This is a genomic window from Methylobacterium sp. 1030, assembly GCF_040544715.1.
Taxonomy (GTDB): Bacteria; Pseudomonadota; Alphaproteobacteria; order Rhizobiales; family Beijerinckiaceae; genus Methylobacterium.
The window spans coordinates 100960-121853 of the sequence record NZ_JBEPKM010000007.1 but is presented as its reverse complement, the minus strand read 5'-3'; the positions used below and the strand labels follow the sequence as shown (position 1 = coordinate 121853).

The 20894-nt window shown below is 69.9% G+C and carries 17 protein-coding genes, 1 tRNA gene and 2 pseudogenes; 13 read left to right on the top strand and 7 right to left on the bottom strand.

Annotated features, from left to right (window positions below; all coding sequences use genetic code 11):
* Positions 1 to 161: 161 nt before the first annotated feature.
* From ABIC30_RS11835 to ABIC30_RS11825, 3 genes are all read left to right on the top strand, one after another.
* On the top strand, positions 162 to 1160 hold the full coding sequence (locus ABIC30_RS11835; RefSeq protein ID WP_354455127.1) for an ABC transporter substrate-binding protein: 999 nt from the start codon (positions 162 to 164) through the stop codon (positions 1158 to 1160).
* Between the two features lie 124 nt (positions 1161 to 1284).
* Entirely contained in the window at positions 1285 to 3555 is a 2271-nt protein-coding gene (glgX, locus tag ABIC30_RS11830) for a glycogen debranching protein GlgX (protein ID WP_354455125.1), read from the top strand.
* A gap of 141 nt (positions 3556 to 3696) precedes the next feature.
* Positions 3697 to 3786: transfer RNA gene (locus ABIC30_RS11825), tRNA-Ser, on the top strand.
* A 202-nt stretch (positions 3787 to 3988) separates the two neighbouring features.
* On the opposite strand, the pseudogene ABIC30_RS11820 reads toward ABIC30_RS11825, so the two are convergent.
* A pseudogene (locus ABIC30_RS11820) lies at positions 3989 to 5165 on the bottom strand (IS3 family transposase).
* Between the two features lie 253 nt (positions 5166 to 5418).
* Here ABIC30_RS11820 and ABIC30_RS11815 point away from each other — a divergent pair.
* Both ABIC30_RS11815 and ABIC30_RS11810 read left to right on the top strand, forming a co-directional pair.
* Positions 5419 to 5601 carry a hypothetical protein gene (locus tag ABIC30_RS11815; protein ID WP_100253569.1) on the top strand — a complete coding sequence of 61 codons (183 nt, stop codon included), beginning with the start codon at positions 5419 to 5421 and terminating at the stop codon, positions 5599 to 5601.
* Positions 5602 to 6002: 401 nt separating this feature from the next.
* Positions 6003 to 6368, top strand: coding sequence for a c-type cytochrome (locus tag ABIC30_RS11810; protein WP_209650099.1), 366 nt, complete (start codon positions 6003 to 6005; stop codon positions 6366 to 6368).
* Positions 6369 to 6625: 257 nt separating this feature from the next.
* On the opposite strand, the gene ABIC30_RS11805 is transcribed toward ABIC30_RS11810, so the two are convergent.
* From ABIC30_RS11805 to ABIC30_RS11795, 3 genes are all read right to left on the bottom strand, one after another.
* The gene (locus ABIC30_RS11805; protein ID WP_244492064.1) at positions 6626 to 6979 is read right to left on the bottom strand and encodes a hypothetical protein; all 354 of its coding nucleotides are present in this window, start codon (positions 6977 to 6979) and stop codon (positions 6626 to 6628) included.
* 127 nt (positions 6980 to 7106) lie between these two features.
* Complete coding sequence (locus tag ABIC30_RS11800) at positions 7107 to 7241, bottom strand: hypothetical protein (RefSeq protein WP_354455122.1); 135 nt, start codon at positions 7239 to 7241, stop codon at positions 7107 to 7109.
* A 69-nt stretch (positions 7242 to 7310) separates the two neighbouring features.
* The gene (locus ABIC30_RS11795; RefSeq protein WP_091981712.1) at positions 7311 to 7577 is read right to left on the bottom strand and encodes a hypothetical protein; all 267 of its coding nucleotides are present in this window, start codon (positions 7575 to 7577) and stop codon (positions 7311 to 7313) included.
* A gap of 220 nt (positions 7578 to 7797) precedes the next feature.
* On the opposite strand from ABIC30_RS11795, the gene ABIC30_RS11790 reads away from it, so the two are divergent.
* The 8 genes from ABIC30_RS11790 to ABIC30_RS11755 all read left to right on the top strand — a co-directional run bounded on the left by ABIC30_RS11790 (position 7798) and on the right by ABIC30_RS11755 (position 16567).
* The gene (locus ABIC30_RS11790; protein ID WP_354455304.1) at positions 7798 to 9069 is read left to right on the top strand and encodes a nucleotide sugar dehydrogenase; all 1272 of its coding nucleotides are present in this window, start codon (positions 7798 to 7800) and stop codon (positions 9067 to 9069) included.
* Positions 9070 to 9184: 115 nt separating this feature from the next.
* Positions 9185 to 9814, top strand: a complete 630-nt coding sequence (locus tag ABIC30_RS11785) for a CoA-binding protein (protein ID WP_354455120.1) — start codon at positions 9185 to 9187, stop codon at positions 9812 to 9814.
* Positions 9815 to 10024: 210 nt separating this feature from the next.
* A complete protein-coding gene (gene rplM / locus ABIC30_RS11780; RefSeq protein ID WP_012318175.1) occupies positions 10025 to 10486 on the top strand; it encodes a 50S ribosomal protein L13 in 462 nt (153 codons plus the stop codon).
* Positions 10487 to 10488: 2 nt separating this feature from the next.
* Positions 10489 to 10974: a 30S ribosomal protein S9 gene (rpsI, locus tag ABIC30_RS11775; protein ID WP_273562947.1), complete on the top strand. Its 486-nt coding sequence runs from the start codon at positions 10489 to 10491 to the stop codon at positions 10972 to 10974.
* Positions 10975 to 11144: 170 nt separating this feature from the next.
* Positions 11145 to 12095 carry an N-acetyl-gamma-glutamyl-phosphate reductase gene (gene argC / locus ABIC30_RS11770; RefSeq protein ID WP_056529666.1) on the top strand — a complete coding sequence of 317 codons (951 nt, stop codon included), beginning with the start codon at positions 11145 to 11147 and terminating at the stop codon, positions 12093 to 12095.
* Between the two features lie 133 nt (positions 12096 to 12228).
* The gene (locus tag ABIC30_RS11765) at positions 12229 to 13563 is read left to right on the top strand and encodes a coagulation factor 5 8 type domain-containing protein (RefSeq protein ID WP_354455117.1); all 1335 of its coding nucleotides are present in this window, start codon (positions 12229 to 12231) and stop codon (positions 13561 to 13563) included.
* Between the two features lie 78 nt (positions 13564 to 13641).
* Positions 13642 to 14886 (top strand): hypothetical protein, encoded by a 1245-nt coding sequence (locus ABIC30_RS11760; protein ID WP_354455115.1) that lies wholly within the window; start codon positions 13642 to 13644, stop codon positions 14884 to 14886.
* Between the two features lie 22 nt (positions 14887 to 14908).
* Positions 14909 to 16567: an SGNH/GDSL hydrolase family protein gene (locus tag ABIC30_RS11755; RefSeq protein ID WP_354455113.1), complete on the top strand. Its 1659-nt coding sequence runs from the start codon at positions 14909 to 14911 to the stop codon at positions 16565 to 16567.
* Between the two features lie 49 nt (positions 16568 to 16616).
* Here ABIC30_RS11755 and ABIC30_RS11750 read toward each other — a convergent pair whose 3' ends face one another.
* From ABIC30_RS11750 to ABIC30_RS11740, 3 genes and pseudogenes are all read right to left on the bottom strand, one after another.
* Positions 16617 to 19022, bottom strand: coding sequence for a glycosyltransferase family 2 protein (locus tag ABIC30_RS11750; protein ID WP_354455111.1), 2406 nt, complete (start codon positions 19020 to 19022; stop codon positions 16617 to 16619).
* A 197-nt stretch (positions 19023 to 19219) separates the two neighbouring features.
* On the bottom strand, positions 19220 to 19636 hold the full coding sequence (locus ABIC30_RS11745) for a hypothetical protein (RefSeq protein ID WP_354455109.1): 417 nt from the start codon (positions 19634 to 19636) through the stop codon (positions 19220 to 19222).
* 597 nt (positions 19637 to 20233) lie between these two features.
* A pseudogene (locus tag ABIC30_RS11740) lies at positions 20234 to 20869 on the bottom strand (DedA family protein); the annotation flags it as partial.
* Positions 20870 to 20894: the final 25 nt, after the last annotated feature.

Here is a 20894-nt window from a genome sequence, read left to right as displayed (position 1 = left end):
AAGACATTCGTCTCCCCGCGGAGGCCAGCCGGATGTCGTCTCGTTTGCAGACCGCGGGCAATACAGATTTCCATTTCATTGACCGCCCTTTTATCAAGCATAAACTCGGCCTTCCACCGAACAGCCCCGCACGAAGCGGGCAGCGTATCCCGGCAGGCCCCATGTTCATCCGATCTCACTTGCGGCCCGGTGGCCGCCGGCTCGCCGGGGCGCGGCTCGCGACCGCACTGATGCTGGCCACGATGACCCTGGCCACCGTGACGCTGGGTCCGGTGGCCGCCCGCGCGGACGAGGTCGTCCTGCGGGTCGGCGACCAGAAGGGCGGGAACCGGTCGCTCCTCGAGATCGCCGGCTACGCGAAGGATCTGCCCTACCGGATCGCGTGGTCGGAATTCCCCGCCGCCGCGCCGATCCTGGAGGCGCTCAACGCCGGCGCCCTCGATGTCGGCTACACCGGCGACCTCTCCTTCCTCACCGTCGTCGCGGCCGGGGCACCGATCAAGGCGATCGGCGGCGCCAAGTCCGATCCCCGGACGCAGGCGATCCTGGTCCGCGCGGATTCGCCGATCCGCTCTGCCGCGGACCTGAAGGGAAAGCGGCTCACCGGCACCCGCGGCGGCTGGGGCCAGTTCCTGATCAGCGCGACGCTGGAGAAGGCCGGGATCGCGCCGTCCGAGGCCACGTTCGCGCCGCTCAACCCGGTCGACGCCAAGGTCGCGCTCATGGCCGGCTCGGTGGATGCCTGGGCAGTCTGGGAGCCCTACGTCGCGTTCGCGACGCTCAAGGACAGGGCCCGGCCGATCGCGGACGGCGCGGGCCTCACGCCGACCATCACCTTCGTCGTCGCCACGGACAGCGCCATCGCCACCAAGCGGGCGGCCCTCCAGGACTTCCTGAGCCGCCTGAACCGGGCGCGACTCTGGTCGCTGGACCATCTGGACGCCTACGCCCGGAACACGGCCGCGCTGACCAAGATGCCGGAGGACGTCCTGCGCGCGGCCTACACGGCGCAGCGGACGCGCCCGATCGCGCTCGACGAGGGCGTCGTGAAGGAGGTCCAGGACGCCTCGGACCGGGCGACGCGGTACGGCATCCTGTCGAAGACGCTCGACGTCGGCCGGGCCGTGGACCGGAGCTTCACGGAAGCGGCCTCGAACTGAGGGAGGCGCGGTCGTCACGCCCCGCGATTTTTGCGGCACTGCGGGAGCTTCGCTGTTTCCGGCACGTTCACCAGGGGCTCCCCGCAGCGGCACGTGGCCGGGCGGGTCGCGTTCCGGAGTGTCCATGTCCGATTCCCGTCGTCCCGCATCGCAGGCCCGCGCGACCCGCTCGCGCATCCAGGAAGGCCAACCCTATCCCCTCGGCGCCACCTGGGACGGGCTCGGGGTCAACTTCGCGCTGTTCTCGGCCCACGCCACCAAGGTCGAGCTCTGCCTGTTCGACGACCAGGGCGAGCAGGAGATCGAGCGCATCGAACTGCCCGAGTACACGGACGAGATCTGGCACGGCTACCTGCCCGACGCGCGCCCCGGCACGATCTACGGCTACCGCGTCCACGGCCCCTACGAGCCGAAGGCCGGCCACCGGTTCAACCCCAACAAGCTGCTGATCGACCCCTACGCCAAGGGGCTCGTCGGCTCGATCACCTGGAACCCGGCCCTGTTCGGCTACCAGATGGAGACGGGCGACGACCTGACCTTCGACGAGCGCGACAGCGCCCCCTACACGCGCCGCTCCCGCGTCATCGACCCGGCCTTCACCTGGGGGCGGCACCGCAAGCCGCTGATCCCCTGGGAGAAGACCATCGTGTACGAGGCCCACGTCAAGGGCATGACTAAGCTCGACCCGCGGGTTCCGGAGAAGCTGCGCGGCACCTATGCCGGCCTCGGCACAAGGGACGTGCTCGACTACATCAAGAGCCTCGGCGTCACCTCGGTTGAGCTGCTGCCGGTCCACGCCTTCGTGCAGGACGACTACCTGCAGCAGAAGGACCTGGTGAATTACTGGGGCTACAACACGATCTCGTTCTTCACCCCCGCACGGCGCTACGCCGCGGTGCCGGATTTCGCCTTCTCCGAGTTCAAGGAGATGGTCTCGCGCTTCCACGGCGCCGGCCTCGAGGTGATCCTCGACGTGGTCTACAACCACACCGCCGAGGGCAACGAGAAGGGCCCGACCCTGTCGTTCAAGGGCGTCGACAACGCCTCCTACTACCGGCTGCTGCCGAACGAACCGCGCTACTACATCAACGACACCGGCACCGGGAACACCTTCAACCTGTCGCACCCGCGGGTGCTGCAGCTCGTGACCGATTCCCTGCGCTACTGGGCGCAGGAGATGCAGGTCGACGGGTTCCGCTTCGACCTCGCGACGATCCTCGGCCGCGAGCCCTACGGCTTCGACGAGGGCGGCGGCTTCCTCGACACCTGCCGGCAGGACCCGGTGCTCAACAACGTCAAGCTGATCGCCGAGCCGTGGGATTGCGGCCCGGGCGGCTACCAGGTCGGCGGCTTCCCGCCCGGCTGGGCCGAGTGGAACGACCGGTTCCGCGACGACGTCCGCGCCTACTGGAAGGGCGACGGCGGACTGCTGCCGGACCTGGCGGCGCGGGTCTCGGGCTCGGCAGACAAGTTCAACAAGCGCGGGCGCAAGCCCTGGGCCTCGGTGAACTTCCTCACCGCCCACGACGGCTTCACCCTGCACGACACGGTCTCGTACAACGACAAGCACAACGAGGCGAACGGCGAGGGCAACCGCGACGGCCACTCGCACAACCTCTCGTACAATTACGGGGTAGAGGGCCCGACGGACGATCCCGAGATCCGGGCGGTGCGCCTGCGCCAGATGCGCAACATGCTGGCGACCCTGTTCCTGTCCCGCGGCACGCCGATGCTGCTCGCCGGCGACGAGTTCGCTCGGACCCAGAAGGGCAACAACAACGCCTACTGCCAGGACAACGAGGTCTCGTGGCTCGACTGGGGGGCGATCGGCGACGAGGAGCGGGATCTCGCCGAGTTCACCCAGCGCCTGATCATCCTGCGCAACGCCCTGCCGATCCTGAGCCGCGGGCGGTTCCTCACCGGCCAGTACGACGAGGAGTTCGGCGTCAAGGATGTGACGTGGCTGCGGCCGGACGGCAGCGAGATGGCCGGCGAGAACTGGTCGGACGGCGAGGCCCGGGCCTTCGCGGTCCAGCTCGACGGGCGCGCCCAGGCCACCGGCCTGCACCGCCGCGGCGGCGACGCGACGCTGCTGATCATGTTCAACGCCTACCACGACCTCGTGACGTTCACGCTGCCGGAATCGGTCGGCGGCGTGGCCTGGACGCGGCTCCTCGACACCAACCTGCCCGACAGCCAGGACGTGGAGAGCTTCAAGTTCGGCTCCGGCTACGACGTGACCGGGCGCTCGCTCCTGATGTTCGTGCTGAAGCCCGAGGACAGCCCCGGCGTCGAGGACAACGCCATGGAGCGCTCTTACCAGCATGTGATGCAGGCCTTCGAGCGGGCGAACGTGGAGCATGTCCGCTTCCACCTCGACGATGCCGAGGGGTGAGAGACGCGGCCGGGCGGTTTTCGCACCGCCCGGCCGTCTGCGCCTTGCGCCGGACGGCGCACCCGGCTAACAGCACGGCACCGCGCGGCCCAGGCCGCGCCCGGCACGCCGCGTGCGCGCCTGGGTGCCCGGTTCGCGGACGGAGGGGTGGCCGAGTGGTTGAAGGCGCACGCCTGGAAAGTGTGTATACCGGAAACGGTATCGCGGGTTCGAATCCCGCTCCCTCCGCCAACCTCCTATAAATCACTGTCAGTAACAGGTTTTTAGCTCTCGCTCCGAACCCGCGTGGTGACACAGTGTCACCATGGCTGTTTATGAGCGAGGCCAACGGTGCGCCGGGCGGAGTACCTACAATGTCGCCGCGGGCGCTGGTACGTGCGGCTTAGGGTTCAGCCTGACCTGACCGGTATTTTGGACCGAGCCGATTGAGAGACTACGGCATGGTGGCGGCCACGGGGAGCCGGAAGGCCAGATCTGGGAAGCTGACAGGCGCAGGTGGCCGATAGCCAATCGACGAATGCGGTCGGACGCGGTTGTAGGTAGATTGCCATCGACCAATCACGATCTGCGCCTCCTTCAGCGAGCAGAAGATCTCTTGGCGTAGGCACTCGTCGCGCAGCCTGCCGTTGAAGCTCTCACAGTACCCGTTCTCCCATGGCGAGCCGGGTGCGATGTACTGAATCTGTGGCCCCGTCTTGGCGACCCACTGGCGCAGCGCCTTCGAGATCATCTCGGGGCCGTTATCGCGGCGGATGTGCTCCGGGATGCCGTGCAGGCACATCGCATCGGCCAGCGTCTCGATCACACCTACGCTGTTGATCCGTCGGGCCACCTTCAGCGCCAGGCATGTCCGACTGTGCTCGTCGATCAGCGTCAGGACGCGCAAGCTGCGCCCGCCATGTGTCTGCGCCTGCACGAAGTCGAAGCTCCCCACATGGCTGCGGCGGAGCGGCCGTAGTTGCACGCATGAGCCGTCGGTCAGCCAGAGACGGCTGCGCGGCCGGTGCTCCTGGGGGACCTTCAGCCCCTCGCGAGGCCAGATGCCCTCGTCCTGAGGTTCTCGAAGGATGAACCCGATCCTTGCCCACCGGCCAGCCGTTTGCCTGCAGCAGCGCGGTGACACGGCGGTATCTGTCGCGCCGTACTCGGACGCCAGGGCAATGATGGCGCGGGTCAGCGCATCCGCGTCGACCGGCAGTGTGGGCACGTAGCGTGGGCACGTAGGGCTGCGTGCCCCGGTGCAGGCCGACGATCCGGCAGGCGTGACGTTCGGAAGAGGCCGTACTTCTCCCGGATGCCATCGACCGCCTGCCGGCGTCGCTCGGGGGCTACAAGTTTCCCGAGGCGACGTCCGCCAGTACCTGCTTTTCCAAAGACAGCTCCGCCACGAGCCGCCGTAACCGAGCGTTCTCGCGCTCCAACTGCTTCATTTTCCTGGCCTGGTCGACTTGGAGGCCGCCGTACTCCTTGCGCCAGCGGTCGTAGCTCTGCTCAGAGATCTCCGCCTCCTCGCACGCCAGCGCCAAGCTTTTGCCTTGTGCCGTCTGCACCTCGATCTGGCGTAGCTTCAGCACGACCTGCTCCCCGCTCGTCTTCTGACCTCGCCGCATGTCCAACGCCTTCGGTCCTGGCTGATCCTCTCAATCAGCCCGGTCCAAAGCCAACCGGTCAGGTCACTGCGCGGGCCGTCATGCATCTGGTCAGCGCGAAACCTCTCAGCAGGCGGATGAGGCCTACATCGAGACATGCGCCCTCCCAGACGCTCGCCGGCGCGCCGGCATCACAACCGCGCGCGCCGTCCTGGCGGAGACACGGCGGTAACCATTCGGGCGCATGGCCCTCGCAGGAAGCCGCGGAGCCGTCATGACCAGCCACCGACCAACGATGCCCCGCCCGCCGACAGCGTCGCCCCGCATCCTGGAGACGACGATCCTCGCCGCGCGGATCGCCGCACTCGTGGCCTGGGATGCCGGCGCGGCGATGACCAGGGCCGCCGCGGCGCCGGAGTCCCATCCGCCGGTGATCCGGATGCCGCTCGCCGCCTAGAACCGAGCGCGCCCATCGTCCTCCTTGCAGGGCTCGCCGCGGTGGGCCCTTTCTCGTGCATCCTCGGCCTCGACAGCGCGACAGATTTTCCGACGCGGGATGGATTATCGCGCCTCGGCGCACGTCAACATCCTGACATGCCAAACTTGGAAGAATTCTCAGGTTCGCCGGCTCCGACAACTTTGTGCCCCATCGCGGGCGTGACGAGCCGTGCACGGGCCTCGACTCGCCACCGGACGGCGACCGCCCGCCGAAGATCTGCCATCGCGGCCGGCACGGGCTCCGAGATGATGTGAGGCAGCGCACAATATAATCTGCGCTCAGGCTCAGATTTTTTCGCTTGCATCGCGCGCTTTTTCTGCCAGAAACGCGAAGCTTATCTTCTGGATTGGGGTTAATACATGCGTATGCTCGCAATCGGCGCAGTTCTCGCCGTTGTCATGCCTCTCGCCGCGCAGGCCCAGGACGCCGGCGACGCCGCGGCCGGCGAGAAGGCGTTCGCCCCCTGCAAGGCGTGCCACAACTTCCAGAAGAACGGCGTGGGTCCTGACCTGAAGGGCGTCGTCGGCCGCAAGGCGGGCACCTACGAGGGCTACAACTACTCCGCCGCCCTGAAGAACTCCGGCATCACCTGGGACGAGGCCAACCTGCACGAGTGGCTGAAGAACCCGAAGGCGAAGGTGCCCGGCAACAAGATGATCTTCCAGGGCATCGCGGACGACAAGAAGATCAACGACCTCATTGCTTATCTGAAGACCCAGTCCTAAGTCGGACAGGTCCCGGACCAAGGATCCGCGCGGTCTCTCGCCGCGCATCTGCTGCGATCGACCCCGCCCGGCCCGGCCGAGCGGGTATTTTCTCGTTGCTTCAGGAGCAGTCTGCAAAAATAGTCTTGGTTTTCCTTCGCGAGAGCTTCCCATCGAGCAGGATGATGTTACTCTAGGCGCAGTCGCTCGGCGTAACGCACCGGGCGTCCTCAACCTTCAGCCCCGCCGGCACCCGCCGCGCGGGGCTCTTTCGTGGCTCAGCGGCCGCTGCCTGAGGACAGGCTCGACCCGACGCTGCCGGAGAGCTGGCTCGGGGTGCCGAGCACGGTGCCGTTCGGATTGGTGTCCAGGTTGGGATCCTGCGTCGCGAGGCCACCGGGTGAGGGGTTCGTCGACTGGGCCGGCTCGAAGGCCTGACGGCCGCCGGCCAGCGGAACGATCACCCGCTCCGGCCGGATGGTGGTCTCGCAGATCCCCTGGCAGATCGGGACCGTAAGGTCGGTCTCCTGGCAGATCGCCCTCATCTCGCCCCGGACGCACGTGCAGCGGCACAGCGCCGAGGCGGGAGCGGGCAGCGCCAGCAGGGCGGCGGCGAGCATGAACAGGCGCATGATGATCGACCTCATTGCCCGCGACTGGGCGATCGGGGCTCGGCGGACCTCATAGCACGACGCGCCCCGGAGCCCGAACGCGCCGGCGCTCCGGTAGGCCAACTCGCGGGCCGGAAAGGCCCGTCGCTCAGCCGGCCGTGACGCGGCGGTAGCTCGCCGCGAAGGCCTCGGCGGCCTCACGCGTCAGATCGGTCACCACCAGTCCTGCGGTGTAGACGGTCCACCGCCCGCTCTGGTCTTCCGTGATGCAGATTTCGGCCATCGGGCGCCTCCACTCCACGCCACAACAAAGCCGAGCGAACCTGACGAGTTCCTGAACCGCGCCGGACGATCAGGCCTCCGGCGCGCCGTCCTCCCGGAGGATGCGGACGGGCCGGAAGGCGCGCGCCGACACCGCGGCCTCGACCCAGGCGCGGGCCGCCGCGGCCGCGGGGTGATCGGCGAAGGCGGCCGGGCGCGGCGGCCATTCCGACCCGGACTGGACGACGTAGCCGCGCGTGCCCGCGGCGCAGGGGCCGACGTAGCCGAAGACCTTGCCGGTCCCGTCGACGAGGTCGGTGCAGTGGACCGGCCCCTCGGTCCAGCGGAGATCGGGCATCCTCACCCCCTATGGTCTCGCCCCGTAAGCGGTCCCGGACCGCGCTCCGCCCGGGCCGAGGCGAGTCGACGCCGGCGCGGACCGCCCCTATACGCGCCCGGCGGCCGGATCGTCATCGGCGCCCTCCGAGCCCGCAGAGGGATCCGGCGTGGCTGACGGGGCGGCAGACGGGGCGGCAGACGGCTTAGGGGAAGACCCGGCAGACCGCTCGGCGGTGAGCGTGGCGATCGTCGGCCTGGGCTATGTCGGGCTCCCGCTCGCCCTGGCGTTCGGCCGGGGACGGGTCACGATCGGCTACGAGCGCGCCGCCGACAAGGTGGCGGCCTACCGGGCCGGGCACGACCCGGCCGGGGAGATCGACGCGGAGGCGTTCCGGGCCGCCGCGCACCTCGCAATTACCGACGACCCGACCGCGCTGGGCGCGGCGGACGTGATCGTCGTCACGGTCCCGACCCCGGTGGACGCGGCCCAGTGCCCCGATTTCGACCTGCTGATCCGAGCCTCAGACCTCGTCGGCCGGCACATGCGGCCGGGCGCGACCGTGGTGTTCGAGTCCACCGTCTATCCGGGGGCCACCGAAGAGGTCTGCATCCCGGTCCTGGAGCGGGCCTCGGGTCTGCGCTGGAAGACGGAATTCTTCGTCGGCTACTCGCCCGAGCGGATCAACCCGGGCGACCGGGAGCACAGCCTCGCCCGAGTGGTGAAGATCGTCGCCGGCGACACGCCCGAGACCCTGGAGCGGCTCAAGGCCCTCTACGGGTCGATCATTGAGGCGGGGCTCCACGCCGCCTCGTCCATCCGGGTGGCCGAGGCCGCCAAGGTCATCGAGAACACCCAGCGCGACCTGAACATCGCGCTCATGAACGAGCTGTCGCTGATCTTCGACAAGCTCGACCTCGATACGCAGGAGGTCCTCGCGGCGGCGGGGACCAAGTGGAACTTCCTGCCGTTCCGCCCCGGGCTGGTCGGCGGCCACTGCATCGGCGTCGACCCCTATTACCTGACCCACAAGGCCGCGATGATCGGCTACCACCCGCAAGTGATCCTGGCCGGGCGGCGGATCAACGACAGCATGGCGGCCCATGTCGCCCGCAGCACGGTGAAGCGGATCGTCCGGCGCGGCGGGACCGGGCGGCCGCGGGTGATCGTCCTCGGCCTGACCTTCAAGGAAAACTGCGCGGACCTGCGCAACTCGAAGGTCGCCGACCTCGTGCGGGAACTCGAGGAATTCGGCTGCGCCGTGTCGGTCCACGATCCCCGCGCCGGCGCGGCGGAGGCCCGGGCCGAGTACGGCATCGACCTCGTCGACTGGGCCGACCTACCCGCCGCCGCGGACGCCGCGGTGATCGCGGTCCCGCACCGCGACTACGCCCTGCTCGGTCCGGAGGCGATCGCCGCCCTGGTGAAGCCGGGCGGCCTTATCGTGGACGTGAAGGCACTCTTCGAGAAGGCGCTGTTCGCGCAGCTGGGCTACGAGGTCTGGCGGCTGTGACGGCGACCGCGTCGACGCCGGGACAGCGGCGAGACGCCGGGCCATAAACGCGTCGAGAGGCGCGGCGAGAAACGCCACACGACCCGCGATCATCGGGACGACGAGGGAACAGGCCATGGACGAGAAGGGGGCCGAGACGGGCCAGGAGAACCGGCCGGCCGCGCCCAGCGACGCGTCGGCGCTCGCGGAGCGGCACGCCCGCTACCCGGACGCGCAGATCCGCACGATCCTGAACGGCACGCGCACGATCGCGCTGGTGGGGGCCTCGGCCAACCCGGCGCGCCCGAGCTGGATCGTCCTGAAGTACCTGCTCGACCGGGGCTACGCGGTGACGCCGGTCAATCCCGGCCTCGCCGGCCAGGACCTGCTCGGGCGCCGGGTGGCCGCCTCCCTCGCCGAGGTCCAGGCCGGGCTGGGCGACCAGCCGATCGACATGGTCGAGATCTTCCGCAACTCCGCAGCCGCCGGGCCGCTGGTCGACGAGGCGCTGGCGCTGACGCCGCCGCCGAAGATGATCTGGATGCAGCTCGGCGTGCGCGACGACGCGGCCGCCGCCCGGGCCGAGGCGCGCGGCTTGACGGTGATCATGAACCGCTGCCCCAAGATCGAGTACGGCCGGCTCTCCGGCGAGATCGGCTGGACCGGCGTGAATTCCCGGATCCTCAGCGCCCGGAAACCGGTGCTGGCGGCCAAGGGCGTCCAGAAGCTGACCATCGCGGAGCGTGGCCGGCGCTCCGACGGATAGCGGTATTCTGATACCTCAACCATCAAACCATTGATCGGAAAAGATTTTCCGGGATCGCGCACTTCTCTGTTGACCCGGCATCCGGGGCGGTCTATGCACCCGGCACCGCCGCCGCGTGTGCTCCACGCGGCGGCTCGTTTTTCGGCACCCCGATGTCCGCGGATCCCGACGCGTCGGGGTCCGGTCCGTCGGAACCCCTGGGATTTGGCTATGAAGACCACCTCGCTGAAGCCCGCCGAGGTCGACAAGAAGTGGATCGTGATCGACGCGGAGGGCCTCGTCGTCGGCCGCCTCGCGTCGATCGTGGCGATGCGCCTGCGCGGCAAGCACAAGGCCGCCTACACGCCCCACGTCGATTGCGGCGACAACGTCATCGTCATCAACGCCGAGAAGGTGAAGTTCACCGGGCGTAAGTACAATCAGAAGAGCTATTTCTACCACACCGGCTATCCGGGCGGCATCAAGGAGCGGACTGCCAAGTTCATCCTCGAGGGCCGGTTCCCCGAGCGGGTGGTGGAGAAGGCCGTGGAGCGCATGCTGCCGCGCGGCCCGCTCTTCCGCCAGATCCTCGGCAATCTCCGCGTCTACAAGGGCACCGAGCACCCGCATGAGGCCCAGCAGCCGCAGGCGCTCGACGTCGGCGCCCTCAACCGCAAGAACGTGAGCGCTTGATCATGGCGACCCTGCAGTCCCTCGCCGACCTCAACCGGTCGAACACCGGCGCGGTCGACCCCGCCAACGAGGCCCCCGTTCACGTCCAGAAGCTGGACGCGCAGGGCCGCGCCTACGCCACCGGCAAGCGCAAGGACGCGGTCGCCCGCGTCTGGATCAAGCCCGGCAGCGGCACGGTGACGATCAACAAGCGCCCGGTGGAGACCTACTTCGCCCGTCCGGTGCTGCGCATGATCCTGCGCCAGCCGCTGGAGATCGCCGGCCGCGTCGACCAGTACGACATCACCGTCACGGTGGCGGGCGGCGGCCTCTCCGGCCAGGCCGGCGCGGTGCGCCACGGCCTGTCGAAGGCCCTGACCTACTACGAGCCGGAGCTGCGCGCCTCGCTGAAGCGTGAGGGCTTCCTCACCCGCGACGCCCGCGTGGTCGAGCGCAAGAAGTACGGCCGCAAGAAGGCCCGCCGCAGCTTCCAGTTCTCGAAGCGCTGATACCCGGTCACACCGGTGTCACGGAGAGGGCGGTTCCTGCGGGAGCCGCCCTTTCGCGTTTTCAGGCCGCTGCACGGTCGTTGACAGCCTGTCGCACCGCGCGCACCTGATTCCCGGCCGCAGTGCCCGACTCGGGCGGCGAGGCATTTTTCTAGAGAGCGAGACGAGCGATGTCTGGCGCAGGCGCGACGAAGCCCACCGTGTTCATCGACGGAGAGGCCGGCACGACCGGTCTCGGCATCCGCGAGCGCCTGGAGCGCGACGGGCGGGTCGCCCTGCGCAGCATCGCCCCGGAGCACCGCAAGGATCCGGCGGCCAAGCGCGCGCTGCTCGCCGAGGTCGACCTCGTCGTGCTCTGCCTGCCGGACGAGGCCGCCAAGGAGACCGTGGCTCTGGCCGACAGCCTGCCCGGCGGCGGCCCGCGCGTCCTCGATGCCAGCACCGCCCACCGGGTCGCGGAGGGCTGGACCTACGGCTTCCCGGAGCTGACCCGGGAGCAGGGCGCGGCGGTGGCCCGCGCCCGGCGGGTCGCCAATCCGGGCTGCTACCCGACCGGCGGCGTCGCGCTCCTGCGCCCGCTGGTGGAGGGCGGCCTGATCCCGGCCGACCACCCGATCAGCGTGAACGCGGTCAGCGGCTACAGCGGCGGCGGCAAGAGCATGATCGAGGCCTACGAGCAGGGCACGGCGCCGCCGTTCCAGCTCTACGGCCTCGGCTTCGCCCACAAGCACCTGCCGGAATTGCAGCGCTACAGCGGGCTCACCCGGCGGCCGATCTTCGTGCCGTCGGTGGGCAACTTCCGGCAGGGCATGCTGGTGAGCGTGCCGCTCCACCTCGAGACGCTGCCGGGCCGGCCCACGGCCTCCGACCTCGAGGCGGCCCTGCGCGACTGGTACGCCGGTCAGAGGCTGGTGGAGGTGGTGCCGGGCGCCGGAACCGGCGCGCACCGCGAGAAGATCGAGCCGGAGGATCTCAACGACACCGACCGGCTGGAGCTGCGCGTGTTCGGCTCGGCCGAGCACGGGCAGGCGGTGCTGGTGGCGCGCCTCGACAATCTCGGCAAGGGCGCCTCCGGGGCGGCCGTGCAGAATCTCGGGCTGATGCTCGGACTCGACGGCTAGCCGACGGGCACGCCCCATCGCCCTGCGACGGGGTCACGGGACACGCGTCCGCCTCGACAGAGTGGGCTCGGACGGCGAAGAGAGGGGCTCGGGGCGCGGGCCCCGGACCGCTCCCTGCGCAGCGCGAGACGCGATGAACGGCGACCTGATCGATGCGGCGTTCGGCCGGCCCTGGCACCGCGCGGCCGGCGCGACCGACCGCTTGGCCGGCCCACCGGGCTTCCAGGTCGATCTCGGCTTCCGCTGCCCGGTCCGCCGGGTCGAGCTCGCGGCGGCCTGCGCGGCGCCGCCGCGCCTCGCCCTCTCCGACGACGGGCAGGTCTGGCGCGAGCCCGATCTCGACGCGGCCCGGAGCGGGCCCGCGGCCCTGGTGCTCGCTACTGGGGAGGGCGCCTGGGCGCGCCATATCCGCGTCGCCCCGGACGGCGCCGCCGCAGGCGAGCCGCCGGCGGTGCAGGTGCTGTGCGACCGGGCGGATTTCGACCTCATCGCCCTGCGGCGCGTGCTCGACGTGCCCTTCGACGTGGCCGACGAGCGGCCCGGCGCGAACGTTTACGTCTCCTACCGCCTCGTCAGCGCCGAGCGGCCGCGCTCCCGCGCCCTGGTCGGGCTCGCGCTCTACGAGTGCGGCGCCTTCGGCAACTGCCTGATCCAGCTGCTGCTCGCCATCGGCATCGCCCGCAACCTGAACCTGAAATACATCAAACTCCCGGCCGCCGACCGGAGCGAGGTGATCGGCCTGACCGGCCCGCTGACCTGCGGAGGCCTCACCTTCATCCCCGGCTCGGAGCCGCTGCCGGAGGCGGGCGCCTTCCTGTCGGGGATGTATTTCGACCTCGGGATCCAGCAGCTCGCCGGCACCCTCGGCCCCGACGAGACCCGGGACATCGTGCGGACCTGCATCCGACCGCTGTTCAACCGGCTGCCGGCGGAGATCCCCGCCAAGCCCGACGACGAGTTGCTGATCCACATCCGCTCGGGGGACATCTTCAGCACCTGGGTGGCGCCGACCTACCCGCAGCCGCCGCTCGCCTTCTACCAGATGGTGATCCGGCGGCTCCTGGCGGAGGGCCGCATCGCCCGGATCAAGATGGTGTTCGAGAACCGGCTCAACCCGGTGATCCCGGCGCTGGAGGCGTGGATCGCCGAGATCGGCGTGCCGCTGACGACCCAGAGCGGCTCCCTCATCGACGACGTCGCGGCGCTGATGAACGGGCGCTACCTCATCTTCGGGCTCGGCACGTTCGGGCCGGGGGTGTGCCAGCTCTCCGAGCACGTCGAGCAGGTCTTCTACTTCGCCTCAGGCTGGCCGCAGCATTTCAAGAGCATCCCGACCATCGGACGGGTCGTGGAGGTGCTGGACGTCGCCGGCGGCTACACGAAGGTCGGAGAGTGGGACAACTCGCCCGAGCGCCGCGCGCTGATGCTCGCGTATCCGGCCGAGAACCTCGCGTTCGACGACGCCTGAGCCCGGCCCCGCCGCGGCCGCCTTGCCGAAGCCGGCAAAACCGGTGACAAGCCCTCGAGCCACCGCCGGAGGACAGACTTGGCCAGCGCTGACCCATCCCCCGAGGCCCTGCAGGTCAACGCCTTCGACATGCACCGGGCCGAGGTGCTGATGCGGCTGCGGCGCCGGCTCCGGCCGCGCCACACCACCCTGGTCAGCTTCGCCGCCAAGTACCACTACGTCGAGAGCCAGCGCCGGCTGGTGGCCTCGGCCGCCGCCACGGGCGATTTCGACACGATCGAGAGCTGGTCCCCCGACCGGCTGCGCGAGACGCCGTTCTACCGCGCGCACCGGGAGATCCTCGACCGGTCCCGGGGCGCCGGCAACTGGGCCTGGAAGCCCTACGTCATCGCCGAGGCGCTGGAGAAGCGCCGCGACGGCGACTTCATAGTCTTCAGCGACACCGGCATGCAGGCGGTCGGCGACGACCCGCTGCCGCCGGTGGCGCCGCTGCTCACCTGGCTCGACGGCTCGCAGCACCGGGTCGCGGTGGGCGTGCTGCACGGCAAGCCGCAGCGGGCCTGGACCAAGCGCGACTGCTTCGTGCTGATGGACTGCGACGCGGCGCGCTACTGGGACGCCGACCAGATCCAGGCCTCCTGGATCGCCTTCATGGTGAGCCCCGCCACCCGCCGGCTCGTGGCCGAGTGGCTGCGCTACGCGGGCGATCCGCGGGTCGTCACCGACATCCCGAACCAGATGGGGCTGCCGGATCTCGAGGGTTTCATCGACCACCGCTTCGACCAGAGCATCCTGTCGAACCTGATCTACAAGCTCGACCTGGAGATCCCGCCGCTACGCCAGCCGTCCAAGCAGATCCGGACGCTGATCGACGAGCTGGAGATGGACACGCTGGTGGCGATGCGGCCCTCCGAGAACATCGCGCTGGGCAAGACCTGGACGGCGAGCTCTGCCTCGCCCTGGTCGGGCACGACCGGCACCTACGGCGCGCGCACCACCGGCGACCCGTCGTTCTTCTTCCACACCGGGCTCGACCGGAACCCCTGGTTCGTCCTCGACCTCGACGCGGTCGAGCGGGTCTCAGAGATCCGGATCTACAACCGCTGGGGGCAGCTCAGCGAGCGGGCGCAGCTGATGCGGGTCTGGCTGGGCGAGACCGAGGGCGACTACCGCCTCGTCTTCGACGCCGTGGACGCCCACTGCCATCCCGGCCTGCCCCTCCACCTGCGGTTCGACAACGCGCGGTTCCGCTACCTCAAGATCGATCTCGACGAGGAGCAGCACCTGCATCTCGACGGGATCGAGGTCTTCGCGGCGCGCTGACGCCGCCCCGGATCGCGACGGCATGAGCACGCCGATGCAGGACAAGCCGCTGTTCCCGTTCGGGCCGATCCTCTTCTTCGGCGATTCGGTCACGGCGGAGCTGGTGGCCGAGACACCGCCGCTCTTCTCCGGACCCCAGACGGTCGCGCGCGGAATTGCCGGGCAGTCGACCAGGGACATGGGACGCCGGCTCCGCTCTGAGATCGCCCTCTACGGAGCCCGCGGCCTGCACCTCATCGGCGGCCGCGACGACATCCTCAGCGGCAAGACCGCGCCGTCGCTGGACAGCATCGTGGCCGACTTCACCGCGATGCTGCAGGACGCGCGCGACCTCTACGTGCGGACCTGGGTCGGCTCGATCCCGCCGGTGGATCCGGCCGCGCCGGCCGCGGCCGGCCTGCCCATCCCGCTCATCGGTCAGGTCAACGCGTGGCTGCGCGACCACGTGCAGGCGTACGGGGCGCAGTTCATCGATTACGACGCCGTCCTGGCCACCGGGACGGGCGCGCTCAGGCCCGGTCTCAGCGACGACGGCGTCCGGCTGAACGCCGCCGGCTACGCGGCGCTCAGGGACCTGATGATGGCGGCTCTGACCGCCCCGGGCGTCGAGCAGATCTGGGCCCCGCCGGAGAGCGAGGATGCGGCGCGCCGGCGCAAGTTCCTGCACCATTTCGGCTACCTCGACTCGAACACGCGCTATCCGAGCCCGTTCATCCAGTTCGCCGGCAAGCCGGGGGCGAGCCATTACGGCGTCCCGTTCGACGCGGACGGCTTCCTGAACGCCGCCCCGATCGGCGCGCGCAAGCCGGAGGGCGAGACCCGAATCCTGGTCGTCGGCGACTCGACCACGATCGACGGCGGCGACATCGCCAACACCCTGCCGGGCCGCATCGAGCGGATTCTGCGCGCCGACGGCCTGGAGAGCGCGAAGATCTACAATTTCGGAGTGATGTCGAGCTGCCTCACGCAGATGACGCACCTGATCTGGTCGCGCCTGGTGACCTACAGCCCCGACGCGATCCTCGTGCTGAGCGGCAGCACCGACCTGTTCCAGCCCTGGACCTACGATCCCCGGCCGGGCCACCCCTACAACGCCTTCATCACCCAGCGGCTCTACGACCACTTCTTCGACACGCACGATCCCCGCGCCCGCGAGGACGGCCTATCCTACGAGGCGCTGATCACGCTGATCTACGAGGAGCTGAAGCGGCTACGGGTCGAGGTGGGCTGGCAGAGCCCCGGCTGGGAGGACGCGATCGTCCACCATTACGAACTGGCAGCGCACCGGCTGACCAAGCTGTCGCACGACTACGGGGTGCCGATCGTCAGCGTCCTGCAGCCGACGATCCTGCGCAAGCGCCACCTCACCGAGGTGGAAAGCGGCGTCGCCTCGGGGGCGTTCCTGGCCTATCTCGACCGGCAATACGCCAAGCTGGAGGCGTTCACCGCGCAGCTCGCGGCGCGGCGCCCGTACCGGCGCACCTTCACGGCCCTCGACCTCAGCGGGATCTTCCGCGACCGGGAAGAGGGGACCTTCTACGACATCGTCCACTACGACGATCCCGCCCGCGAGATCGTCGCGACGCGGCTCGCCGCCGAGATCCGCGGGGCCCTGGACCGGGCCCGCGCCCGCACGCCGCTGGCCCGGGTGCGACACCTCCTCGCCGGTCGGCGGCGTTAGGGCCGGCTCGAAAGGCGCGGCCCCGCGTGTCGCGACGCCCAACCCGCGATCAGCCCTGCTCGACCGCCCGCTTGACCCGGTGGGTGAAGATAACCGAGAGCCAGGGCACGACCTCGTGCTCGACCTCGATGGAGAGCAGCACCTCGAGGTGGAGCGCGTAAGGCAGGGTGAAGCGGAAGCCGCAGCGGGCCTCCTCCATCGTGGTGGGCATGTCGCCGAGCACCGCCGCGATCACATCCGGCCGGTGGACGTCCGCGGGGATGCGCTGGACCTCGCCGTCGGCCTCCACGATCAGCGTCGCCTTGGCGCGGCTCGCCGAGACGACCCAGCCCGCCAGCACCACCTGCCCGTCCCGGATCTCGGCCCAGACCCGGTCCTGGGGGGCCTCCAGGTTCGCGCGGGCGAAGGAATCCGGCAGCTCGCCGTCGAGTTCGGCCACCGTGCAGCCGACCTCGTACTTCTCGAAGCCGCGCCCTTCGCCGAAGATGCCGGCGAACTCCTTCTGGTACTGGGCGATCCGGGCGTTCTTGATGTCCTCCGGCAGGCCCGACCACTGGCCCTTCTCCTGGACCGTGTAGACCGAGAGCAGTTCCCGCAGGAACGCGATCCGGCCCTTGTCGGCGACGTAGAGGTTCATCAGCCAGTCGGCCGCCGAGGCGTTCGCGTAGTAGGCCTCCGGAACCCGGCGCAGAGCCTCGGCGCGGTAGAAACAGCAGGAGAAGTTGGCGGTGAGCGGCGAGTTGGCCAGGACCGGGAAGCTGATCGGGCCGGTGGGATAGCGGCCCTGCTCGTCGTGCGGGACGTAGGAGCCGGTCGCCGGGTAGTGGAGCAGCACCCAGTTGAAGCACATGTCCAGCTTGCGGTCGTTGCGCAGCATCCGCATCTGCATCGCGATCTTGCGGTCCGACAGCCAGTAATCGTCCGCCTCGCAGAAGGCGATGTACCGGCCCGTGCAGGCTGCGAGGCAGTCCTGCATGTTGCGCAGCATGCCGAGATTGTGCGGCCGGGGCCGCACCGCGATCCGCTCCGGGTCGCGCGCCCGGTAGCGCTCGACGATCTCCGCGGTGCCGTCGGTGGACTTGTCGTCGCCGATCACGACCTGCAGCCGGAACAGCCCGCGCTGGCCCAGCACCGCGTCGAGGCAGCGGCCGATATCGGCGGCGTGGTTGTAGGCCGTGACGATGACGCTGACGGTCAGCTGCTCCAGCAGCGACGCGCGCAGGGCCTCCGGCTCTCCTGAAAGGTCATCCGGCGCGTCGAGGCCCATGTCGCTCAAGGCGTCCCGGGCGATGTCGGGGTTGGCCTCGATCAGGCGCCCGAGGCTCGGCACGTCCTCCTCGTCGAGGTAGGCCTCAGCCAGCCTCCGGAAGATCGACTTCTGCGCGGCCTCGTAGCCCGCCGCGTAGCGGCCGCCGAAATGGCCGCGCAGCTTGCGGAAGAACGCGATCTCGGAATTGCCGAGCTTCTTGTGGCGGGCGAGTTCGGTGGCGTAGGTCGCCCACATCCCGGCGGCGTGCTTGCGGTAGACCGCCATCACCTCCGGCAGGAAGCCGACGCGCCCGACCTCGGCGTGCATCAGGTGGACGTACCAATCGCCGGGGGCGATGCCCTCGTCGAACACGAACGCCTCCTCGCCGTGGTAGCGCCAGCGGTAGAGCACGCTGTTGGTCTGGACGAAGTTGTGCGCCACGAGGTCCGACAGCGACGGCTGCGGGCTGCACTGCTTCGGGTACAGCTCGTCGACCCCCGGCATGTCCTCGTAGACGACGCGCACCCGGTGGAAGCAGAGGGTGAATTCCGGGCGCGCCCGCAGGAAGTCGACCTGCCGCTGGAGCTTGCGCGGGTCGGTCCAGTAATCGTCGCCCTCGCAGATCGCCACGAACTCGCCGCGGGCACGGGCCGTGAGGTCGGCGAAGTTCCGGTTCGGCCCGAGATTCTCGCTGCGCAGGACCGCCACGAGGTTGGGGTGGCGCGCGGCGTACTCGGCGATGATCTCGGCGGTCCCGTCCGTGGAGCGGTCGTCGCCGACCAGCAGCTCGAAGGGGAAATCCGTGGCCTGGCCGAGGATGCTCTCCAGCGTCTGCCGGATGAAGGCCGCCTGGTTGTAGCTGATGCACAGGACCGAGACGACCGGCCGGTTCCAGGCTGGCGCGGGCTGGGTCTCGGCGCGCCCCCGGATCCAGGCCGAGAAGGGATTGACGAAGCTGCCGTCGAAGGTCTCGTCCGGCGGCGCACTGAAGTCGGCACGGGGCCGTCGCCCGAGCCGGGCACCGTACTTCACGTAGTGCTCGAGGGGCGACAGGTCGGTCAAGCCGACATCGGGGTAGCGGGTCGCGTAGCCGATATGGTCGAACAGGCCGCTGGCGTAGATCGTGGCGAAGTCGTCCTGCCACGGCTCGAGCGCGGGCGGAGCCGCGGTCGAGCCCGGCGCGCTCGCGCCTGCACCGTCCTGCATCGGTCTGATCCCTCGCACGCGCCCCGTCCGGCCGCTCCCTAGATCACGGGACGGGGAGGGTCAACGCGGCCGATAGAGACGATCGCGAAGTCTATCGGCCGTTCTTCTGATTTTATACTTGCCGCGATCGATCACGGAGCGGACAAAGACTTTCGAGACCCATCATCCCGCAATGCGCCCGCGCCGTCGACCGGCCCTCACAGCGTCGAGGGCAGGCGCGCCTCCTCCGATCCGTGATTGTAGTAGTGCATCATCGGATCGGCCCCCGCACTGGCGACGTCGTCGTTGCAAGCAAGGTAGAACTGGCGGTCGAACAGGCCGGATGTCTCCAGCCACGCGAGCATCGTCTGCTCGGGCACGACCGGGGCGCGGTCCGGGGAGGCCTCGGCGGCTTCCCGGTAGAGGTGAGCGAACCGGGCGATCCGGGCCGCGACCTCCTTGGCGGCGGGGCGGCGCACCGACGAGGCGACGACGCTCGACTGCTCGCCGGGACGCCGGCGCTGGAGATCCGCCTCGGCGAGACGCACCAGCCGGGCCAGCTCGCCCTGCGCTTCCTTGAGCCGCGCCTGGGTCTCGGCGAGTTCCGCCCGCAGCGCCTCTACGTCCTCGGCCAAGGTCGGCTCCGTGTCAGTCGCGGGGCCCGACGGGTCTCGGGCACGCGGCCGCCGGCGGGAGGCCGGCGCGACTGGGCGCCCCTGTCGGGTCGAGGCCGGCTGTACGATCGGCCCCCGGACCGGTCAACCCTGCAGCCCGAGCGCGAGGGCCGTCCGGCGCGGCGGTCACGCCGCCAGCCCGACGGCCTCCTCGGACTCCGCGTCGGCCTCGTCCTCAAGACGCGGGAGCCGCCGGCCGACCACCAGCAGGAGGAGGGCGGGGACGGCGACGATCAGGGCGATGCCGAGGATCCCGACATGCCCGATGAGCCGTCCGTAGAAGCCGCCGGTGACGCCGTCGTGCCAGGAGATCACCGCCATGCCGGCGCCGGCGGCGACGAGCAGCACGGGGATCTTGAACCACAGGGGCCAGGGCGCGCGCCGGGTCTGGGCGGCCGCGCGCGCGGTGGGCTGCGGTGCCGCGCGCTCCCGCTCCGCCAGGAGCGCTGCGATCTGATTCTGGAACTCCACCTGGACCCGGCTATCCGGGTCCACGCCGCCGTGCGCCGGGACAGGCCCCGGGACAGGCTCGGCCCGCGCCTCGCCGAGCCCCCCGCCGAGCGGCCCCGGGATCTCGGCCTCGGCGGCGACCATCAGGCGCGCCTCGTGCCGGCGCATGAACAGCCACAGGGCGACGGCGCCCAGCAGGACGAAGGCCAGCAGCCCGAGGCCGACGGGACCCATCACGTTCTCGATCGAGCGGCCGCACAGGTAGGCGCCGAACCCCATGATCGAGGCCCAGGCCACGCCGCCGAGGGCGTTGAAGGCCATGAAGCGGCGGGCGTCGAGCTTGTTCACCCCGGCCAGGACCGCCGCGTAGGCCCGGAGCATCGCGGTGAAGCGGCCGAAGAACACGATCTTCCCGCCATGCCGGCGGAACAGGTACTGGCCGAGCTTGAGCCGGCCGTGGTCGAGCCCGATCAGGTGGCCCTTGCGCAGGAGCAGGGGCAGGCCCCAGCGGCGGCCGACCCAGTAGCCGGCATTGTCGCCCAGGATGGCGGCGGTCGCGGCGATCGCCACGACGACGGCGATGTTGATGTTGCCGGTGCTGCCCGCGTAGGCCGCCGAGGTCAGCAGCACCGTCTCGCCGGGCAGGGGCAGTCCGGCGCTCTCGAGGGTGATGATGACGAAGATCGCCAGGTAGCCGTAATGCGCGATCAGGTCGGCGATCGGCAGATCGTGCAGGAAGGACATGGGGTCTCCTCGCGGATCGATGCCG

What these genes read in the sequence shown, in the direction of transcription:
- rplM (WP_012318175.1), top strand. Translation starts at nt 10,025, where the DNA reads ATGAAGACCACCTCGCTGAAGCCCGCCGAGGTCGACAAGAAGTGGATC.
- glgX (WP_354455125.1), top strand. Translation starts at nt 1,285, where the DNA reads ATGTCCGATTCCCGTCGTCCCGCATCGCAGGCCCGCGCGACCCGCTCG.
- ABIC30_RS11755 (WP_354455113.1), top strand. Translation starts at nt 14,909, where the DNA reads ATGAGCACGCCGATGCAGGACAAGCCGCTGTTCCCGTTCGGGCCGATC.
- argC (WP_056529666.1), top strand. Translation starts at nt 11,145, where the DNA reads ATGTCTGGCGCAGGCGCGACGAAGCCCACCGTGTTCATCGACGGAGAG.
- ABIC30_RS11800 (WP_354455122.1), bottom strand. Translation starts at nt 7,241, where the DNA reads ATGGCCGAAATCTGCATCACGGAAGACCAGAGCGGGCGGTGGACCGTC.
- ABIC30_RS11835 (WP_354455127.1), top strand. Translation starts at nt 162, where the DNA reads ATGTTCATCCGATCTCACTTGCGGCCCGGTGGCCGCCGGCTCGCCGGG.
- ABIC30_RS11815 (WP_100253569.1), top strand. Translation starts at nt 5,419, where the DNA reads ATGACCAGCCACCGACCAACGATGCCCCGCCCGCCGACAGCGTCGCCC.
- ABIC30_RS11785 (WP_354455120.1), top strand. Translation starts at nt 9,185, where the DNA reads ATGGACGAGAAGGGGGCCGAGACGGGCCAGGAGAACCGGCCGGCCGCG.
- ABIC30_RS11810 (WP_209650099.1), top strand. Translation starts at nt 6,003, where the DNA reads ATGCGTATGCTCGCAATCGGCGCAGTTCTCGCCGTTGTCATGCCTCTC.
- rpsI (WP_273562947.1), top strand. Translation starts at nt 10,489, where the DNA reads ATGGCGACCCTGCAGTCCCTCGCCGACCTCAACCGGTCGAACACCGGC.
- ABIC30_RS11805 (WP_244492064.1), bottom strand. Translation starts at nt 6,979, where the DNA reads ATGCGCCTGTTCATGCTCGCCGCCGCCCTGCTGGCGCTGCCCGCTCCC.
- ABIC30_RS11795 (WP_091981712.1), bottom strand. Translation starts at nt 7,577, where the DNA reads ATGCCCGATCTCCGCTGGACCGAGGGGCCGGTCCACTGCACCGACCTC.
- ABIC30_RS11750 (WP_354455111.1), bottom strand. Translation starts at nt 19,022, where the DNA reads ATGCAGGACGGTGCAGGCGCGAGCGCGCCGGGCTCGACCGCGGCTCCG.
- ABIC30_RS11765 (WP_354455117.1), top strand. Translation starts at nt 12,229, where the DNA reads ATGAACGGCGACCTGATCGATGCGGCGTTCGGCCGGCCCTGGCACCGC.